Consider the following 17203-nt stretch of genomic DNA (forward strand, 5'->3'; position numbering starts at 1 on the left):
CGCACCGATATGATCCGCCCCCTATGCATGGCCTGCACCTCACCGCTGACCTGCGCGGCTGCCCTCTGGCGCAGCCCGCCATGACCGACCCCGCCGCGCTGCGCTCGCTGTGCTTGGCCGCCGTGGCGGAGGCCGGTTTGCAGGCCGTGGGCGAGTTGTTTCATCGCTTTCAAGCCGCCCCAGGACAGCCTGAGGACAGCGCCGGTGTGACGGGCGTGGTGCTGCTGGCCGAATCCCACTTGGCCCTTCACACCTGGCCTGAGCTGGCCGCGGTGACCTTGGATGTCTATGTCTGCAACCTGGGGCAAGACAACAGCGCCAAGGCCGAGGCCCTGATGGCGCGCCTGCAACAGGCCTTTGGCGCGACTGAGACGGAATGCCACCGCCTGCAACGCGGCGGGCGCCTTTTGCAAACGATTTGACGCGCGTCAAGCTCGAACGGCTCTCCGGCGGGCAGTCTCCTCCTCTCGTTGGAGACAAAGACATGCGCCCGCTGACCCTGACCATCATTCAAGAAGAACACGCCGCCCTGGCCGCCATGCTGCGCTCGTTGAGCATGCTCTTGCAGCAATCTCGCCGCAACGGCACGCCGCCAGACTTTGAGGTGCTGCGCGCCATGCTCTTCTACATTGATGAGTTCCCCGAGCGGCTGCATCACACCAAAGAAACCACCCTGCTTTTCCCCAAGCTGCGCAGCAAGGTGCCGGGCTTGAGCGAGACGCTCAAGCGCTTAGACCAAGAGCACACGAACGGCGAGCGCGCGATCCGCCACCTGGAACACCTGATGATTGCCTATGAGGTGATGGGCGAGTCGCGCCGCGAGGCGTTTGAGAACGCGGTCGGCCGCTATGTGGAGTTTTATCTCTCACACATGGGCCTGGAAGAGCAGACCATCTTGCCCGCCGCCAAGGCCCACCTCAGCCCTGAAGACTGGGCCGAGCTGGACCAAGCCTTCGCCGAGAATCGCGACCCACTGGCCGGGCATGGCTCTCTCGAAACCTACCAACCGGTGGTTCAAAAAATCCTGCAAAAAGCCCCGGCGCCGATTGGCTTGGGCTGATCACGCGGCGGCGTAAGCGCCTTGGCTGAGCCGGAACGAGGCGACGGCCCGCTGCAACTCCAAGGCCTGGCCGCGCAGGCTTTCTGCAGCCGCCGCGCTCTGCTCGACCAAGGCGGCGTTTTGCTGGGTAGCTTGGTCCATTTGAGACACCGCTTGACCCACCTGGCTGACGCCTGAGCTTTGCTCCACGCTGGCCGTGCTGATCTCGCCCATGATGTCCGAGACGCGCTTGATCGCACTGACGATCTCTTCCATGGTGGCACCGGCGCGGTCCACCTGAGCGCGGCCCTGCTCCACCCGCTCCACGCTGGTGGTGATCAAACCTTTGATCTCGCGCGCTGCCGCTGCCGAGCGCTGGGCCAGGCTGCGCACCTCGGCCGCCACCACGGCAAAGCCTCGGCCTTGCTCACCGGCGCGGGCCGCTTCCACCGCCGCGTTCAGGGCCAGGATGTTGGTTTGGAAAGCGATGCCGTCAATCGTGCCGATGATGTCGGCAATCTGCTTGGCGCTGGCGCTGATCTGGTGCATGGTGGCCACCACTTCACCCACGGCTTCACCGCCTCGCGCCGCCACATCGCTGGCCCCTTGTGCCAATTGATTGGCCTGGCGGGCGTTATCCGCGTTCTGGCTCACGGTCGAACCCAACTCGTCCATGGAAGCTGCCGTTTGCTGCAAGGCGCTGGCCTGCTGCTCGGTGCGGCTGGAGAGGTCGTGGTTGCCTTGCGCGATCTGGGCGCTGGCTGTGGCCACTTGCTCGGCATTGCCGCGCACCACGGCCACGACCTGCGACAAGCTGTGGGTCATGCGGCTCAAAGCACGCAGCAACTGAGCCATCTCATCCTCACCTTGAGCCGCCAACTTTTGACTCAGGTCGCCGCTGGCCACAGCCTCCGCCACCGCAACGGCTTGTCGCAAGGACGTGGTGGTCTGCCGCCAGACGGCCATCATCAACCCAAAGCTACCCAGTAACACCAAGGCAATCCAAATCATCGACAGCCAGAGTGTCTTTTTGACCGTGCTGACATTCAGCGTCAGGTCGGCAAAAAGCGTCTCTTGCGTCAAGTCACCCAGCTTGAACTGGGCATCGATCACTTGCGTCATCTTTGCCCAGTAATCGGCGCTCGGGTGGTTCAGCGTTTCAGCTGCCACCAACTGCTGCTCCACCAAGCTCAAGCCCTGCTCAACGGCCGCCTGAGCCTGCGCCTTGGCCTCACCCAGCGCACTGGCGACTTTGGGGTCTTGCGCGGCCATCTGCAGGGCCCGTTGCACCTCCTGCGCCTGCACGCGCGCCAGGGCGATCTGCGCCTGCAGGCGCGCCTTGTCTTGTGCGCTGGCCTCACCCCGGACCAGCAAACCCATGCCAGCACCGCGCATCTGGCCCAAGGTCTCGCTCAGCGCAGGCAAGGAGCGCAGCAGCACATCTTGCAAAAAGTAGCCCGTAGGTTGAGGGTGAAGCACCAACTCCGCATCCACGGCCACGTCATACAAAAGGTTCAGCTGCTGCGTGATCAGCTCGGTGTGCAGCTTGAAGCTCTGGCCCGCCGCAATGCGCTTGGCCGCCACATCAGCCCCCAAGGCTTTGAAGCGCTGCTGCAGGGCCTCCAAATTCTTCACATCTTCAGGATGCCCCACCAAGGCGAGCTTTTCGCTCGCAACAGCCCAACCCGCTTCCACAGCCTCTTGGACCTTGGCCCGCTGCCCAGCTGCGTCTGCATTGCCGCCCAAGGCGCCATTGGACAAGCCCCGGTGCTGCTGCGTCAGCCGGATGAGCTTCAGCAACTCCGTCGCCGGCTGCAGCCCCAACTCCTCACGCGAGGCCTGCCGCAAGTCGGACAGTGTGTTTTGAACATGCAGCACCGTGGGCACGGCCAGCATGGCCACAGCCAACACGGCCAGCAACAAGAACTTGCCGCTCAAGGTGAGCCGGCTGAGCCATCGGTTCATTGCAATCCCTTCCGTACCTGGGCGATAAGCCCATGTTTTCAGCAGGGATGTTGCAACGTGTGCGCGACATCCGATCAAGGTAAATGGATGCCCATTCGCACCCATTTACCCGCCCCGGTTTGTCTTATGGGCACACCACCGTCTTGGGCGCCACGCAGCCTTCTGGGTCGATCAACTCATAAGTGTGGCTGCCTGAGGCTTGGCGCGTGAGGCTGGCGCGAGCCAGATCGCCGTTGATGGGCGCGTCTTGGCTAGCGCCGTCGATGGCGACGACCACCGACTGGCCATCATGGCTGCTGTCTGTCAGACGGACATTGACCGTGATCTTGCCTTTGGCACTGCAAGACGCCTTGACGCTGCGAATGCTGCTGCAGGTGGGTGGCGTGGGGGTGGCGCCGCAGACTTGTGTGAAGGCGGCTTGCAGATCAGGGTTGGTGTAGAGGGTGCCTTGGTTGCCGCCAGTGCCCGAGGTGGTGCAGCCACCGTGGGTGTGAATGGCCACCACATTGCCACCGCTCAGCACCACGGAGCCACTGTTGCCGCCTTCGGTGTCTGACTTGTACTGCAGCGACTGGGCCGTGGTGTTGACGTTCACGATGGGGCCGTTGGAGACCTGCTGGGTCTGGTTGGCCGAGCCGCTGTCCACGCCATAGCCGGTGATCACCACATCGGCGCCCACGGCCGGCACGGCGGTGGCGAAGTTCAGGCTAGAGCCTTGGGCCTGCAGCGCCGTCAGGCCGGTGGTGGCATTCGGGCTGGTGGTGAACACGCCCCAATCCTTGCCCACGCCGCTGTTCTTGAACTGACGGTTGGTGGTGGGCACATATTGGTCTTTAGGTGCAGGGTGCACGATGGCGCCATTGCTGGCCGATGGCGGCACATTGAACTCCACCACGTTCACTGAACCTGGGCTGGCCAGGCAGTGGCCGGCGGTCACAAAGCAGCCATTGCTCATCAGGTTGACGGTGCAGCCCACATTCACCAAGCGAGCGCGATCCGGCGCATTGGAGGGCACGCGGTCGTCCGTTGCGCCGCATTGGCTTTCCGTCTGCACCGGCACTTGGCCGACCATCACATGCGAGACAGCAAAGCGATTGCCTTTGGTGCCCTTGCCAGCCAGCAGCTCCACACGCACAGCCTCGCCATTGAAGTAGGCCGAGGTGTTGCGCCACTGGTGCAAGGTGCGCGCATTCAACTCTTGCACAGCGCCGTCCTGCAAGGAGGTGATGCGCAGCTTGGATCCCGGCATCAAGCGCACATCCTTGAACTGCAAACGCACCCAAGGCGCACCGGCTGCCTCGACGGTGTGGCTGGCCACCACCTCACCACGGCCTTGCGCCACCTGCTCGGGGCTGGCAAAGCTGTAAGCCCGCAACTCATGCGGCAGCGCCGCCGGTGCCGCCCAAGCTGCACCCACCAGACACAGGGCCGCAGCGGCTGTGGCCATCAAACGAGGAAGAGATCGCATATGCACTCCAAAGGGTTTGTGAAGGTAGAAGCTGCCATTGCACGTCAAGTGCACACAGCGGCCTATCCCGTAAACCCTGAAGTTGGCGTTGAAGTCCCTAGCTTGAGGGTGGCTTCAGCACCGATGCTGAGTGCGCATGCTCATGGGCCACAAGCCATTCGGGCCAGGCTTCGGTGCTCCACCAGCTTTGCACCACCGCCACCCTCAGGGGTGTAGCGACACGGGCCATCAACTGCGCATAGACGTCTTGAATCTCTGGCTCCTGAACGCCCTGCGAGACATCCAATCGCAGGCACAACATGGCTAACTCGAAGCGGCGACCATCCGCGAGCGCGATGTCATAGCCGATGAGCGAAGCCTGCTGCACCGCCGAGTCCGCTGCCAAGGCCCGGCGCAAGGCCTCCGTGCGCCACACGGGCAGTTGACAAGCCTGTACACCTTGTGGGCCGGCGCCCAGTGCCTTGGCCCGCGCAGCATCTCGTCGAGCCAGCGCGCGCGCCCACAAGGCCTCCTGACGACGCCGCTCTTCTGGGCTGGAGCCCAAAGGATTTTCGAAAGCAAGACGCCGCCTCATCGGGGCGGCCAACACAGGGGCGCTGCGTATGGCTGCCTCCGCCCAGGCCAGGCCTTGCGGATGCTGGGCCTGCAACAGGGCCACGGCCCACCAGAACAGCGCCAAGGGCTCTAAACTTGCTTGATCCGGCAGCAAGGGCTCGCCTTCCCAGGCGGGCTCCTCCAGCGTCACCAAGCATTCGAGGCGCTCAGCCTCTCCTCCCGCCTCAGCGGGCGGTGCTGAGGGCCCCTGCAGCGCAGACAACCGGGCCTCACAAGCGGCATGCCAGGCAGCTTGCGCGGCCCAAGCTCGCTGCCACTGCCCCCGCCATTCCCGTTCGGCTTGAGCCAACACATCCGGCCACGCGGCGCCCCACCAAACCGGGCCCGCAGCCTGATCCTGGGCCACGCCTTCGAGGCTCAACTGCGGCGGCACAGCACCCAAGATCGCGCTGATCCTTGCGTGGCTCGGCGGGTGCGTGTGGGTCAGGGGGTCGGCTGCAACATGGGCCTGGGCGTCCAAACTCAAGGCCTGTTGGACCCCGGCGGCCGACAGCGGCGCAGCCAGGCGCAAGCCCTCGTCACGCAAGGCACTCTCGGGGCAAGGCCCCACACCAAATCGTCTGCGACGCGCAGGCAGTTGCGATGCACTCATGCGCAGCAATGCCTGGGCCAAGGCTTCTGGGGCGCAGACCCGAGCCGCCAAAGCATCGGCCTCGTACTCATTGGCCACCGACTCCTGCACCGTCAGGCGCTGAAACATCGGCGCGAACCACCGTGCATAGGCACCCGCCGCGCGATACCACACCGACTCATCGGCCTGATCAGCAGACAGCAAGGCCGTCCACCCTGCCCGCGCCCGGTACAGCCAATGACCGCCCCACCCAAAGTGCCGGGAAAAGTGCGCCAACTCGTGGGCCAACACGGCCTTCATCTCAGCCGCAGACAAGCCCTGCAGCAGCGGCACCCCCAGCACCAAAGTCTGGTGGTAGACCCAAGGCCGCCAACGGTCTTGATGATCCACAGCCGCCGCTGTGGCCTCTGTCACCAGCACCACCCGCTGGGGCAGCCTCACCTGCATGGCGGCCGCCAACTCGTCCAACATGGCCCACAGACCCGGCGCTTGGCTGCGCGAGACCTCTTCACCCTCTGGCTCCTCGCCCCCTTGCATGAGCCACCATGTGCCCACCAGCACCAGCGCGCCGCCCCACACAAACAGCGGGTGCGGATACATCCCCGCCACCAGCGCGACACCCAAAGCCATGGGCAGCAAGGCAATGATCTGCACGCTGCTGGCCCCCCACAAGGCCAGCACCGTCAAGCGCCAGCGCTGGCGCTGCGTGAGGGGTGCAGGCACTTACCAGCTTCCCACGTTGGGCATACTGACCCAAGGCTCGGCCGGTGCCAGCGCCGGCCCGGCTTGCAGCAGCTCGATAGAGATCTGGTCGGGCGAGCGCACAAAGGCCATGCGGCCGTCACGCGGCGGGCGCACCACTTGCACGCCGTGGTCCATCAAGCGCTGGCACGTCGCGTAGATGTCATCCACCGCGAAGGCAATGTGGCCGAAGTTGCGGCCGCCGGTATAGACCTCGGGGTCCCAGTTGTAGGTCAGCTCCACCTGCGCTTCGGGCTGGCCGGGGGCGGCCAAGTAGACCAAGGTAAAGCGGCCGGCCTCGTGCTCGGTGCGGCGCAGCACCTCCAGGCCCAGGGCATCGCGATAGAAACGCAAAGAGGCGTCAAGGTCGGTCACGCGGACCATGGTGTGCAGGTATTTCATGGGGCTCAACGGGTTGGCAAAGTCGGTATTCTCAGGCGACTGACGGGTGGTGAATCATCAGGGCTAAGTTCTGCAGCGCTCTCATCAGGCCTGGCGCGCGGCCCGCAAGGCCGTCGCCAAACGCAGCCCGCACCACGCCATGGGCAGGAAGGCCAAGCCTAAGTCCAACACCGTGAACCACAGCGGCCCGCCCAGCATCCACACATTGGCCACGCCGCCGCTCAAAAAAAACGCGCCTACCGCCCAGGCGGGCCAGGCCTTCATGGCCGCGCCACCCCAACCGGCCACTGTAGCCGCCACGGCCGCACCCACCAGCGTGCCCAAGGCATGAGCCAGAAAGGGGAACACAAAGTGCTGCGGGCCAAACAGCGGCAACGCGGCCGCCAAGCCCTCCATGGTCTGGGTCTGAGTCCCCGGTGGCGGCGGCACAAGTTGGCCGCCCAAGAGGATGAGGCTCATGTTGACGGCACTGCCGGCCATCAGGCCAATGACCAGGGCCAGCAGGTGGCGGACGAGTGGGGGCATGAGGGCTCCGGGCTGTGTCATCAAGAGGCGCTGCCCGCGCCGGAACGGGCGTAGGCCGGCATGCCGGGGTGGTCCATGAAGTTACCGTATCGGCGAGGTGCGGGATAGTACTCGGACGCAAACTGCACCCGCCCTGCGACCTCATCGCCGGCCACATCGGCGATCACCGCCAGTATCACATCCATACCCGCCGCGACACCAGCAGACGTCCACACCGCACCATCGCGCACCCAGCGCTCTTCCACCACCGCTACATCGCCCAGTTCTCGCAGGCGTTGCAGAGAGCCACAATGCGTGGTGGCGCGCTTGCCTTCCAAGCAACCCGCAGCGTGCAGCACAAAGACTCCGGTACGGACAGAGATCAGTGGGTGGCCGAAGAGTATGCCGTCGCCAAAATCACGCGGTGGCGGGCGCCCTTGGGCGCAGTCGGCTCGGCCATCAGATCCTCAGCTTTGTCGTTGGCTGTGGATCATCACATAAGTCAGGTACTGCTGGGCGGGGGCGGCGGGGGCGTGGGGGTTGGCGGGGATGACGGGGGCTTCGTCTGGCCCAGCTTGCCGGCCATGCCTTCCAGAAAATCCGCGCCCGCATAGCCTGCGGCCACCAGCCCCATCAAGGCCTTGGCGTCCAAGCCGCCCGCTGGGTTAGTGGCCGTGCCTGTGGTGGTGGCCATGGTGGCCAGCACGCCGGCGACCGCACCGATCAACAAGCCGACCAAGAGTTGCTGGAGGTCCAAAGGGGTTGCAGGGTTGTCGCGTTTGGCTTTGGTCACGCCCACCACCACACGCGTCATTTGCCCACAAGCGCCCAATAAGGCCCCCAAGGCCAAGAGGGGAAGCCATTGCTCTGCGGTCATGCCGGTCTCCTTGTTGCAGCAGCCGACATGCTGGCTGATGACGCGGCGGGCGTCATCCCATGCTCAGATGAGGCGTCCGCCTCAATGCGGCGCCGACGCCGAGAACACATTGATCACCACCACGCCGGCCGCAATCAAGCCCATGCCGAGTAGGGCCGGGCCATCCAGCTTTTGACCGAAGGCCAACCAGCCCACGATGGAGATGAGCACGATGCCTGCGCCCGACCAGATGGCATAGGCTACGCCGGTGGGAATAGTGTGCAGGGCTTGGGCCAAGCAGTAGAAGGAGGCGGCATAGCCCACCACGGTGATGAGGCTGGGCACAGGGCGGGTGAAGCCCACCGAGGCTTTGAGAAAGCTGGTGGCAATGACTTCGGTGACGATGGCAACGGCCAGATAGATGTATGCAGCATTCATGCCGCAGATGCTAAGGCGTCGGCTTGGCCCCGGCGCCTGCGGCCAACCCCAAGGTGAAGGCTTCTTCAAACACCGAGTAGCCGGCCAGCTCGCTGTGGGCGAAGCGGATGCGGCCGCGTTGCTGGCGCAGCGCCGCCAGGGCCGGGTGGCTGCGGGTGCCGGGGGTGGGGATGCGCATGGCGTGGCCGTGGCGGCACAGCTCCATGGCGCTGACTTTGCCCGCGATGTCGGCATGCATCAGGCTCAGGTCGGCCAATACGCGCTGCGCCCAGTGCTCGGCCGGCTGGCTCAGCAAGGCAGCGCGCTCGCTCTCAGGCAGGGCGTGATAGGCGCTGATCACGCCGGGGCCGGTGTGCTGGCCGCGGTCGGGGCGCAGGCTTTGGTGTTGGGTGTCCACATAGCCCAGGGCGTGGGTGCTGCCGGCGGGCGCATAGGCCACGTTGTCCCAGGCGGGCAGCAGGCCTGGGCGGTCGATCAGCGGCTCGCGCAGGTGCAGGTGGCTGACCAACCACGGCGCATAACGTGCAGATTGCAGGGCTGCCGGCAACGCAGCGGGTGGGGTGGCCAGCACGCGGGCGGCCACAAACAGCGGCAGGGCCAAGACCACCTGGGGGGCCTGCCAATGCTCGACCTGGCGGCGGGCTTCGCTCCAGGCCCACACGTCGACCGCGTGCTTGCCTTCTTCGACCCGCAACACGGTGCGGCCGGTGTGCACCTGGGCCTGCAGCGGGCGGGCCAGGCGCTCCACCAGCCAGGCATTGCCTTGCGGCCAGGTGAACACGCCCTCGCTGCGCGGGGCCTCGCCGTCGCCGCCATCGCCCTGATCGCCCGGCGCATGAAAGCCATGCCGGCTGGCAAAGTATTGCAAGCCGGCCCAGGCCGAGACCGTGGCCAAACCCGCGCCATAGTCGTCGCGGCAGGCGTAGTCCAAGTAGGCCAGCAGGTCCGCGTCGTCCAGGCCTTGCGCCTGCAGCCAGTGGGCAAAGGTCTGGGCATCCAGCGCGGCATGCTCTGCCCCAAAGGGCGCACGGTGGGTGGGCAGGGCAAAGCCCAGGCGGCTGGCGGCTTGCACCGCGCGGGCAAAGCGCTGGTATTGCGCTTGGGTGGCGGACCGCTCGTGGGCGCGCGGCAGCAGGCCTTCTTGCCACGCACCGTCCTTCCACAGCCGCTCTTGCGGCGCATGGGCCAGGTGGCGCTCGTCGGGCAGGCTGGTGCCGCGCAGCGCATCAAAGCGCATCAGGCCAATCTCGTGCAGCCACTCGCTGACCTCGCGCGCCGCCGGGCCTGGCACCGGCAGATAGTGCGCGCCCAAAGGACAAGGCTGGCCTTTCATCAGATGACCCCGGCTGTTGCCGCCCACGCTGTCTTCCAGCTCCAGCAGGCTTGCATCGGCCACACCCGCTGCCTTCAAGGCGCGCAGTGCGGACAAGCCGGCGATACCGCCGCCCAGCACCAGCGCACCCACGCGCTGTGGTGGGGCGGCCGTGGCCAGCGAAGGCAAGGGAGCCCGCAGGCGGTGGCCACGCTCAGGGGTGTGGCCCACCCAGCGGGCCGGGGTGGGGGTGGCCTCGTTGCGGCAGGCGCTGAGCGGCCACGCTGCGCTGGCCACACCGGCACCCAGCAGGGTGCGGCGGCGCAAGCCCTGTCTCACCGCACCTGCCCCCACTCTGCCTCGAAGGTGTGCACCAGGCCTTGGGTGGAGAGCCGGTTGGGCTCGGCGGGCACGCGGGCCATGTCGGCGGGGAACTCGAACAAGGTGGGAAAGGTGCCCAGGGTCAAAAAGCGCAAGCCCTCGGGCAACGCCTGCGGCATGCGCCAAGGCCGGCGGCTGGCCAAGATAAAGCCCCACTCGCCAAAACTGGGCACATGGGCGTGATACGGCGTGGTGGTCAGGCCCACGGCCTCGAGTGTGGTGGCCACGGTCCAATAGCTTTTGCGCGCCATCAACGGTGAGGTGGTCTGCACCACCGCATAGCCGCTGGCGGCCAGGTGCTGGTCCAGCAGCGCATAAAAGCTGGTGGTGTAGAGCTTGCCCAAGGCAAAGTTGGTGGGGTCGGGAAAATCGACCACGATGACATCAAAGGTCTCGCTGTTGCCTTCAAGCCATGCAAACGCATCTTGGTTGATGATGCGCAGCTTGGGCGAGCGCAGGGCTTGGCCGTTGAGCGCGGTCAGCAAGGGCTCGCTGGCAAAGAGCTGGGTCATGTGCGGGTCCAGCTCCACCAGGGTGACTTGCTCGACCGAGGGGTAACGCAAGACTTCGCGCACCGCCATGCCATCACCGCCCCCCAGCACCAGTACACGCCTGGGCGCGCCATGCGCCGCCATGGCCGGGTGGACCAGGGCCTCGTGATAGCGGTACTCGTCGCGGGAATGGAACTGCAGATTGCCGTTCAAGAACAGGCGCACGCCCGAGTGCCCTTGGGTCAGCACAATTTTTTGGTAGGGGCTGGTGGCGCGCATCACGATGCGCTCGCCATAAAAGCGGTCTTCGGCCCAGGTGGTCAGCGCATCGGCGCCCCACCACGCAGCCGCCAAAGCGCCCACCACCGCAGCGCAGGCTGCTGCGTGTGCGCCCCAGCGGCGCAGCTCGCCCCGGAACATCCACAGCGCCCACACCGCCACGGCGGCGTTCAGCAAGCCAAAAAACAGGCCCGTGCGCACCAGCCCCAGGTGCGGCACCAACAGCAGCGGAAAGGCCACCGCCACGGCCAGCGCGCCCAGGTAGTCAAAGGTCAGCACCTGAGACACCAAATCTTTGAGCGCATAGGCGCGTGAGAACTGGCGCTTCAAGATCCGCATCACCAGCGGAATCTCCAAGCCCACCAGCACGCCCACCAACCACACCAGGCCATAGAGCAGCACCCGAAATGGCAGGCCCGAGCCCACCATATGCCCGGCCACGGACAAGCTGGAATGCGCTAAGAACAAGGCGGCGGGCATCAGGCCACCGATCAAGCCCACCAAGAGCTCGATGCGCAGAAAGTGCGCCACCAATTGCCGCTCAAAAAAGCGTGACAGCCAAGAGCCCACGCCCATGGCAAACAGGTAGGTGCCAATGATGGTGCTGAACTGCAGCACCGAGTCGCCCAGCAAATAGCTGGCCAGCGCACCGGCGGCCAGCTCATAGACCAAGCCGCACGCGGCAATCAGGAAGACTGAGGCCAGCAGCAGGACTTCAGCGGGGGAAGCGCGGCTGGGCGTTGGCTCCTCGGTCTGGGTCACGCTCAAACCTGAACCTCATCGCTAGCGCGAGGCCCTCGATCTCTGGGCCTCTGCGCCCCCGTGGCGGCGTTCACAACAAGCCCACCTCAACCGTGGATCGCCGCTGCGACGATCTGCCCGATGGCGATGAACATGCCGGCCACCACCACGCCCAGCGCGATGTTTTTGTGCTCGACGATCTCTTCCCAGAGCTTGTAGGGGGTGAGCTTGTCGATGATGATGAAGCTGGCCCACAGCATCACCACGCCGATGACGGCGTACAGCACCGAGCCCAGCACAGCGGCTGGCTTCAACCAATCCATGGACATGTTGTTCTCCTTTTGATCTGGTGCAGTGGGCTATTTGTGCCCGCCACCCCCGCTTGAAAACCCGCCGAACGAGCCGCCGCTGCTGCGGAAGCCGCCGGAGCTTTGGTTGCGCTTGCACTGCTGATACTCGGCACTGGCTTCGCCGTAGGCTTTGCGGGTGCTGTCGCAATCGTCGCTGCTGCACATGGTGAGCATCAGCACAATGACGCCAATCACCACCATCACCATGATGGCCCCTGCGCTGAGGCCGGTGTCGGCCGATGCCGAGCCCAAAGAAGCGCCCAGGCCGGACAGCGGTGAGGCATCTCGCCGCAGGGCTTGGCGGGCTTTGGCGTCGAGCCGGAAGGCCGTGGCCACCTGGTCCAGCGTCAGCGTCTTGCCATAAGACCACACCACCTCGCTGGCGTCTTGGCCCTTGGTTTGCTCGCGCGACAGCAGCTCACCCTTGGGGCCGACATAGTCGGTGACCCAAGCCATTTCTTCGCGCTGCACGCGCCAGTAAAACTCGCCTTGCACCCAGGTGACCTTGGCCTGGTAGCGCTCGCGCTGGCGGAACTGCACGCTGGACCAACTGGCCTTCTCGCCACGCACCGTGGGCGCGCCTGTGAGGGGGCGCACGATGCTCCAACCTTCGTTGGTATCGACCAAAAAGGCAAAGCCCAACTGCCGGTTATAGAGCAGGTACTCGCGCCAGAAGACTTGCTCGTCGTCTTCGTCACTGGGCAGGGGCACATTGCAGCGCTCTTGGTAGCCCACCACCTGCCAGGACTGCGTGCCTTCGGCCCCGATGTTGAAGCTGCCGACCTTGCCCAGGGGAATTTGGGGCTCCAGGCCGCCGCCTGAGCCCGAGTTGTTCTGCGCGTAGTGCGCAAGGTCGGCCCCCAGGCCCTGCGAGATGTCCACCACGGCCTTGCACTGGCCACACGTCAGGCTTTGCGTGGTGGCCAGGGTGGGCGCGAGCGCCGCCCCGCAACTGGGGCACTCCAAGGCCTTGCCCTTCAGGGCCGCGGCAGACTCGCCTTCTTTGAGGCCCCGCATCTCCAGGCCTTTGAGCGTGATGGCGCGGCCGGTGGACCACTGCGGCTGGGCGGGCGCGAGGTATTGCAGCGAGCCGACCTCACCGCGCTCATTACGCAGCTCGGCCACGGTGAAGGGCTTGTCCAGCAGCGGGGGCTGGGGCAGCTCGCCCTGGGCGGCCGTGATGCGGGCCTGCACCACGGAGGCCACGCTCCAGATCTGCTGATCCACCACACGGCGCTCACCCGCGACGATCTCATCCGCCTTAGGCGCATCGCTGGCCGAGGGCAGATCAAAGGCCAGCACATAAGCGCCGTTATCTTCACTCAGCCACGCGGACTTGAGCCGCGCCACCTCGCCGGCAGCGGCATCAAACAGCAGATGCCATTCGTTCCAAACACTGTCGGTGGTGCGGAACTGCAGCCGCCCCACCACCGTGAAGCCCACGCCTTGGTGGCGGCCGGTGGCACCCAGTTGGAGGGGCGAGTGGTCGTCGAAGACCTCAGCGCTTTCGCCGATGCGGCGCAGGGCGTCGCCCTCGCGCAGCAGGGTGCTGCGGCAAAAGCTGCACACCGCGCTGGCCGACGCGGCCGAGGCAAACTCCACCGGCGCGCCGCAATGCGGGCAGGTGGATTGCCAGGTGCGTTGGGCGCGCGGGGCGGGCGCGTCAGGCGTGGGTGCTGCCAAGAGGGAGAACCAAGCCTCAGAGCTTGGCCAGCAGGTCGGCCTTCTTGGCGGCGAATTCCTCGTCGGTCAAGATGCCCTTGGCCTTCAAGTCGCCCAGCTTTTCCAGCGTGGCCATCACTTGGTCGGCCGTCATGGCAGGGGCTGCAGGCGCGGGCACAGCCGCTGCCGCCGAGGCCGCATTGGCCTGCGCCATGGCCGAGCCCATTTGCTGGGCCAGGACCTGGCCCATGGCCATGCCCGCACCCAAGCCCATGGCATCGCCCGCGAGACCGCCGCCGCTGCCTTGGCCCACCCCTTGGGCCATGGCCGGAATGGCCTGAGCGGTTTGGTACTGCATGAACTTGCCCATGTCGTTGCCGACCATGCCCATGCCAATTTTTTGGTCGAGGATCTTTTGCAGCTCTTCGGGCAGCGAGACGTTTTGCACGGTCACGCTTTCCAGCTTCAAGCCAATGGCCTCAAACGAGCCTGCCGTGGCAGCCTTGAGCGCCTGAGCGAACTCGATCTGGTTGGCGGCCAAATCCAAGAAGGGCACGCCGCTGCTGGCCACCGCATCGCTGATGTGCTGCAGCATCATGCCGCGCAACTGGCCGTCCAGGTCTTCCGTGGTGTAGCGGTCGCGGGTGCCGGAAATTTCAGTGTGGAAGAGCTTGGGGTCGGTGATGCGGTAGGCAAAGTTGCCAAAGGCGCGCAGGCGCACCGCGCCGAAGTCTTTGTCGCGGATGGTGACGGGCTGGCTGGTGCCCCAGCGCTGGTCGATCTGCTGGCGGGTACTGAAGAAGTAAACATCGCTCTTGAACGGGCTGGCAAACAGCTTGTCCCAGTTCTTGAGGTAGGTCAGCACCGGCAAGGTTTGGGTGGTGAGCTTGTACATGCCCGGCCCAAACACATCGGCCACCTTGCCTTCGTTGACGAAGACGGCCATTTGGCTCTCGCGCACCGTCAGCGAGCCGCCGTACTGGATTTCGTTATCCGCCATGGGGTAGCGCCAGGCCAAGACCCCGTCGCCGGACTCGGTCCACTCCAGAATGTCAATGAACTGTTTCTTGATGAAATCCATCAGGCCCATGGCTGCTCCTTCGCGCAATCGTCTGGCCACCTTTGGCCAGCGCGGGGATGATACGTGGTGACGCAGGGTTTTTCAGAGATGAACAATCAGCAATCAAGGGGGAATGCACAACGCGTAGACTTCTGCGCAAGCGCCGCCGCCCTGGGCTGATGCGCGCGCCCCACATCAGGAGAATCATGCTGCACGCTCTCAAACACTCTGCGCTGGCCGTGGCCTTGGGCGCAGCCCTCATCAGCCCGCTGGCACACGCCGCCGAGGCCACGTTTGACTTTGGCAACAGCCACACCTTTTTGGGCTTTGGCACCCAGGTCTGGCTGAACAATAAAAACCCCGGCGTCACGAGCCAAATGCTCAAAGACCTGAACGCACGCTTTGTGCGGGTGTCGCTCAACCCCAAGGTTCCGCTCAAAGAGCTGCGCGAAGGCATGACCGTGGAAGAAGGCTTGGCGCTGATCAAAAAGCATGACAGCGCCGAGCAACGCGAACGCTTCACCGAGTTTCGCGACCAAATGCGCGCCCTCGGTATCACCCCGCACCTGATTTTTTGGCGCGTGCCTGAACCTTGGGTGAAGACCCAGGCCAAAAAGGTGGGCTCCAAGTCCAAGGCCAATTACGTTTTGCCCGAGTTGATCGACGACTATGCCCGCAGCATCGTGGCGCAACTGCTTTATCTCAAGGGCCTGGGGATTGAACCCGACGGCATTGAGCTGGTGAACGAACCGCATGGCGCCTGGGGCACCAAGTTTGTGCCGGCCCAATACGCGAAACTGGCGCTGAGCACGCGCAAGGCCCTGGACGAGCATGGCCTGAAGAACATCAAGATTGATGGCCCTGGCACAGGCTTGCGCCAGTTCGACCACTTCATCGGCGGCATGAAAGAGACCAACGCCGAGAAGGCCCTGGGCTATGTCTCGGCCCATGTGTACGACACCCCGGAAGTGCTGGCCGACCGGCGCGACAGCGGCACGGCCAGCTTCATGGGCCAGGGCAGATTCGGGCCCATCATGATCACCGAGTTTGGTGTGAAGCAGCACTCCGACGAAGACGACTTCTTTGCAGACGATGAGTTGCAGGTCACCACGCCCGAGTTTGCGGTGCATGCCGCTTCCAGCGCGGTGCTGCTGCTGGGCAAAGGCGCCAGTGGCTTGATCTATTGGCAGATCCAAGACTTTGCCTGGCAGAAGAAGGGTAAGAGCCACGGCATGATGTCCGCCACCGGCGAGCGCCGCCCCGTGGCCCATGCCCTGCAAGCCCTGTTCTCCAAAGTACCGCCGGGCGCCACCGTGGCACAGCGTCCCATCAACTTGCCTAGCGGTGTCTACGGCGCGGCCTTGCAACAAGGCAAGCACAGCTATGTGATGCTGGTGAACAGCACCGACCAAGTGCAAGAAATCAGCGCCAAGCTGCAGGGCGGCAGCAAGGCCTGCATGAGCGTGAGCCAGGTCGAGGCCTGGAGCCCGGCGGGTAAAGGCGATGCCGCCATCCGCCAAGCCAAGGCCGACAACTGCACCCTCAAGGCCACACTGGGCAAACAGGCGGTCGGTACGGTGATCTTGCAATGACCGCGGCCCGACGTCCCCCGCGCGCCATCGTCTTGGCCGCAGGCCGCGGCGAGCGCATGCGCCCGCTGACCGATACCACGCCCAAGCCCCTGCTGGTGGTGCAAGGCCGCCCAATGATCGAGTGGCATCTGCTGGCCCTGGCCCGTGCGGGCGTGCAAGAGGTGGTCATCAACACCGCCTGGCTGGAGGAACAGTTCCCCGCTACCTTGGGTGACGGCAGCCGCTTTGGCCTGCGCCTGCATTACAGCCACGAAGGCCGCGACCATGGCGGCGCGCTGGAAACCGCAGGCGGCATTGCCAAGGCCCTGCCCTGGCTGGCGCCCCAGGGGGATGAGGTGTTTTGGGTGGTGTCGGGCGATGTACTGTTGCCCGGTTTTGCCTTTGCTGCGCAAGACGCTGAGACGTTCGCCGCCAGCGACCGTGTGGGCGAACTGTGGCTGACCCCGAATGCGCCGCACCACCCAAACGGCGACTTTGCGATCACCGCTGAAGGCTTGGCCACCAGCCAAGGCGGGCCCAAGCTCACCTGGGCCAGTGTGGGCCTGTTCAAGCCCCAGCCCTTTGCCCACATCCTCCCCGGCACACGCCTGGCTTTGCGACCCATCTTGGAGAACGCCATCGCCGAAGGTCGATTGGGTGCCCGCCGCTGGCAGGGACGCTGGACGGATGTTGGCCGCCCCGAGACCTTGGCCGCTGTGAATGCCGAACCATCCTTGTATGCCGCCTATGTCTGACG

At 65.1% G+C, this 17203-nt stretch carries 17 protein-coding genes; 4 read left to right on the plus strand and 13 right to left on the minus strand.

The features are described from left to right. Positions 1-23 precede the first annotated feature (23 nt). Both speD and KAK11_RS01295 read left to right on the plus strand, forming a co-directional pair. Positions 24-422 (plus strand): adenosylmethionine decarboxylase, encoded by a 399-nt coding sequence (gene speD, locus KAK11_RS01290; RefSeq protein ID WP_210805366.1) that lies wholly within the window; start codon positions 24-26, stop codon positions 420-422. A 62-nt stretch (positions 423-484) separates the two neighbouring features. Next, positions 485-1060 (plus strand): hemerythrin domain-containing protein, encoded by a 576-nt coding sequence (locus KAK11_RS01295; protein WP_210805368.1) that lies wholly within the window; start codon positions 485-487, stop codon positions 1058-1060. On the opposite strand, the gene KAK11_RS22115 is transcribed toward KAK11_RS01295, so the two are convergent. The 13 genes from KAK11_RS22115 to KAK11_RS01360 all read right to left on the minus strand — a co-directional run bounded on the left by KAK11_RS22115 (position 1061) and on the right by KAK11_RS01360 (position 14905). Next, positions 1061-3004: a methyl-accepting chemotaxis protein gene (locus KAK11_RS22115; protein ID WP_310737722.1), complete on the minus strand. Its 1944-nt coding sequence runs from the start codon at positions 3002-3004 to the stop codon at positions 1061-1063. It lies immediately after the preceding gene. 124 nt (positions 3005-3128) lie between these two features. Beyond that, positions 3129-4472: a trypsin-like serine peptidase gene (locus tag KAK11_RS01305; RefSeq protein ID WP_210805370.1), complete on the minus strand. Its 1344-nt coding sequence runs from the start codon at positions 4470-4472 to the stop codon at positions 3129-3131. 97 nt (positions 4473-4569) lie between these two features. Next, complete coding sequence (locus tag KAK11_RS01310) at positions 4570-6381, minus strand: M48 family metallopeptidase (RefSeq protein WP_210805372.1); 1812 nt, start codon at positions 6379-6381, stop codon at positions 4570-4572. Then, complete coding sequence (locus KAK11_RS01315; protein ID WP_210805374.1) at positions 6382-6801, minus strand: VOC family protein; 420 nt, start codon at positions 6799-6801, stop codon at positions 6382-6384. 84 nt (positions 6802-6885) lie between these two features. Further along, the gene (locus KAK11_RS01320) at positions 6886-7326 is read right to left on the minus strand and encodes a hypothetical protein (protein ID WP_246498191.1); all 441 of its coding nucleotides are present in this window, start codon (positions 7324-7326) and stop codon (positions 6886-6888) included. A 20-nt stretch (positions 7327-7346) separates the two neighbouring features. Beyond that, positions 7347-7709: a DJ-1/PfpI family protein gene (locus KAK11_RS01325; protein WP_210806595.1), complete on the minus strand. Its 363-nt coding sequence runs from the start codon at positions 7707-7709 to the stop codon at positions 7347-7349. 98 nt (positions 7710-7807) lie between these two features. Further along, positions 7808-8182 carry a hypothetical protein gene (locus tag KAK11_RS01330; protein WP_210805376.1) on the minus strand — a complete coding sequence of 125 codons (375 nt, stop codon included), beginning with the start codon at positions 8180-8182 and terminating at the stop codon, positions 7808-7810. An 81-nt stretch (positions 8183-8263) separates the two neighbouring features. After that, complete coding sequence (locus tag KAK11_RS01335) at positions 8264-8599, minus strand: SMR family transporter (protein ID WP_210805378.1); 336 nt, start codon at positions 8597-8599, stop codon at positions 8264-8266. Between the two features lie 10 nt (positions 8600-8609). Then, entirely contained in the window at positions 8610-10238 is a 1629-nt protein-coding gene (locus KAK11_RS01340) for an NAD(P)-binding protein (RefSeq protein WP_210805381.1), read from the minus strand. Between the two features lie 8 nt (positions 10239-10246). Then, the gene (locus KAK11_RS01345; protein ID WP_310737737.1) at positions 10247-11824 is read right to left on the minus strand and encodes a polyamine aminopropyltransferase; all 1578 of its coding nucleotides are present in this window, start codon (positions 11822-11824) and stop codon (positions 10247-10249) included. A gap of 86 nt (positions 11825-11910) precedes the next feature. Beyond that, entirely contained in the window at positions 11911-12132 is a 222-nt protein-coding gene (locus tag KAK11_RS01350) for a DUF350 domain-containing protein (protein ID WP_210805385.1), read from the minus strand. A 30-nt stretch (positions 12133-12162) separates the two neighbouring features. Then, the gene (locus KAK11_RS01355; RefSeq protein ID WP_210805387.1) at positions 12163-13836 is read right to left on the minus strand and encodes a DUF4178 domain-containing protein; all 1674 of its coding nucleotides are present in this window, start codon (positions 13834-13836) and stop codon (positions 12163-12165) included. Between the two features lie 16 nt (positions 13837-13852). Further along, the gene (locus KAK11_RS01360; protein WP_210805389.1) at positions 13853-14905 is read right to left on the minus strand and encodes an SPFH domain-containing protein; all 1053 of its coding nucleotides are present in this window, start codon (positions 14903-14905) and stop codon (positions 13853-13855) included. A 176-nt stretch (positions 14906-15081) separates the two neighbouring features. Between KAK11_RS01360 and KAK11_RS01365 the strand changes: the two genes are divergently transcribed. Both KAK11_RS01365 and KAK11_RS01370 read left to right on the plus strand, forming a co-directional pair. Next, entirely contained in the window at positions 15082-16467 is a 1386-nt protein-coding gene (locus KAK11_RS01365) for a hypothetical protein (protein ID WP_210805391.1), read from the plus strand. Beyond that, on the plus strand, positions 16464-17201 hold the full coding sequence (locus KAK11_RS01370; protein ID WP_210805393.1) for a nucleotidyltransferase family protein: 738 nt from the start codon (positions 16464-16466) through the stop codon (positions 17199-17201). The genes KAK11_RS01365 and KAK11_RS01370 overlap by 4 nt, the downstream gene beginning before the upstream one ends. Positions 17202-17203: the final 2 nt, after the last annotated feature.

It is taken from the genome of Ideonella paludis (assembly GCF_018069865.1).
Taxonomy (GTDB): domain Bacteria; phylum Pseudomonadota; class Gammaproteobacteria; order Burkholderiales; family Burkholderiaceae_C; genus Ideonella; species Ideonella paludis.

What these genes read in the sequence shown, in the direction of transcription:
- KAK11_RS01320 (WP_246498191.1), bottom strand. Translation starts at nt 7,326, where the DNA reads ATGCCCCCACTCGTCCGCCACCTGCTGGCCCTGGTCATTGGCCTGATG.
- KAK11_RS01330 (WP_210805376.1), bottom strand. Translation starts at nt 8,182, where the DNA reads ATGACCGCAGAGCAATGGCTTCCCCTCTTGGCCTTGGGGGCCTTATTG.
- speD (WP_210805366.1), top strand. Translation starts at nt 24, where the DNA reads ATGCATGGCCTGCACCTCACCGCTGACCTGCGCGGCTGCCCTCTGGCG.
- KAK11_RS01335 (WP_210805378.1), bottom strand. Translation starts at nt 8,599, where the DNA reads ATGAATGCTGCATACATCTATCTGGCCGTTGCCATCGTCACCGAAGTC.
- KAK11_RS01305 (WP_210805370.1), bottom strand. Translation starts at nt 4,472, where the DNA reads ATGCGATCTCTTCCTCGTTTGATGGCCACAGCCGCTGCGGCCCTGTGT.
- KAK11_RS01360 (WP_210805389.1), bottom strand. Translation starts at nt 14,905, where the DNA reads ATGGGCCTGATGGATTTCATCAAGAAACAGTTCATTGACATTCTGGAG.
- KAK11_RS01350 (WP_210805385.1), bottom strand. Translation starts at nt 12,132, where the DNA reads ATGTCCATGGATTGGTTGAAGCCAGCCGCTGTGCTGGGCTCGGTGCTG.
- KAK11_RS01295 (WP_210805368.1), top strand. Translation starts at nt 485, where the DNA reads ATGCGCCCGCTGACCCTGACCATCATTCAAGAAGAACACGCCGCCCTG.
- KAK11_RS01370 (WP_210805393.1), top strand. Translation starts at nt 16,464, where the DNA reads ATGACCGCGGCCCGACGTCCCCCGCGCGCCATCGTCTTGGCCGCAGGC.
- KAK11_RS01315 (WP_210805374.1), bottom strand. Translation starts at nt 6,801, where the DNA reads ATGAAATACCTGCACACCATGGTCCGCGTGACCGACCTTGACGCCTCT.
- KAK11_RS22115 (WP_310737722.1), bottom strand. Translation starts at nt 3,004, where the DNA reads ATGAACCGATGGCTCAGCCGGCTCACCTTGAGCGGCAAGTTCTTGTTG.
- KAK11_RS01365 (WP_210805391.1), top strand. Translation starts at nt 15,082, where the DNA reads ATGCTGCACGCTCTCAAACACTCTGCGCTGGCCGTGGCCTTGGGCGCA.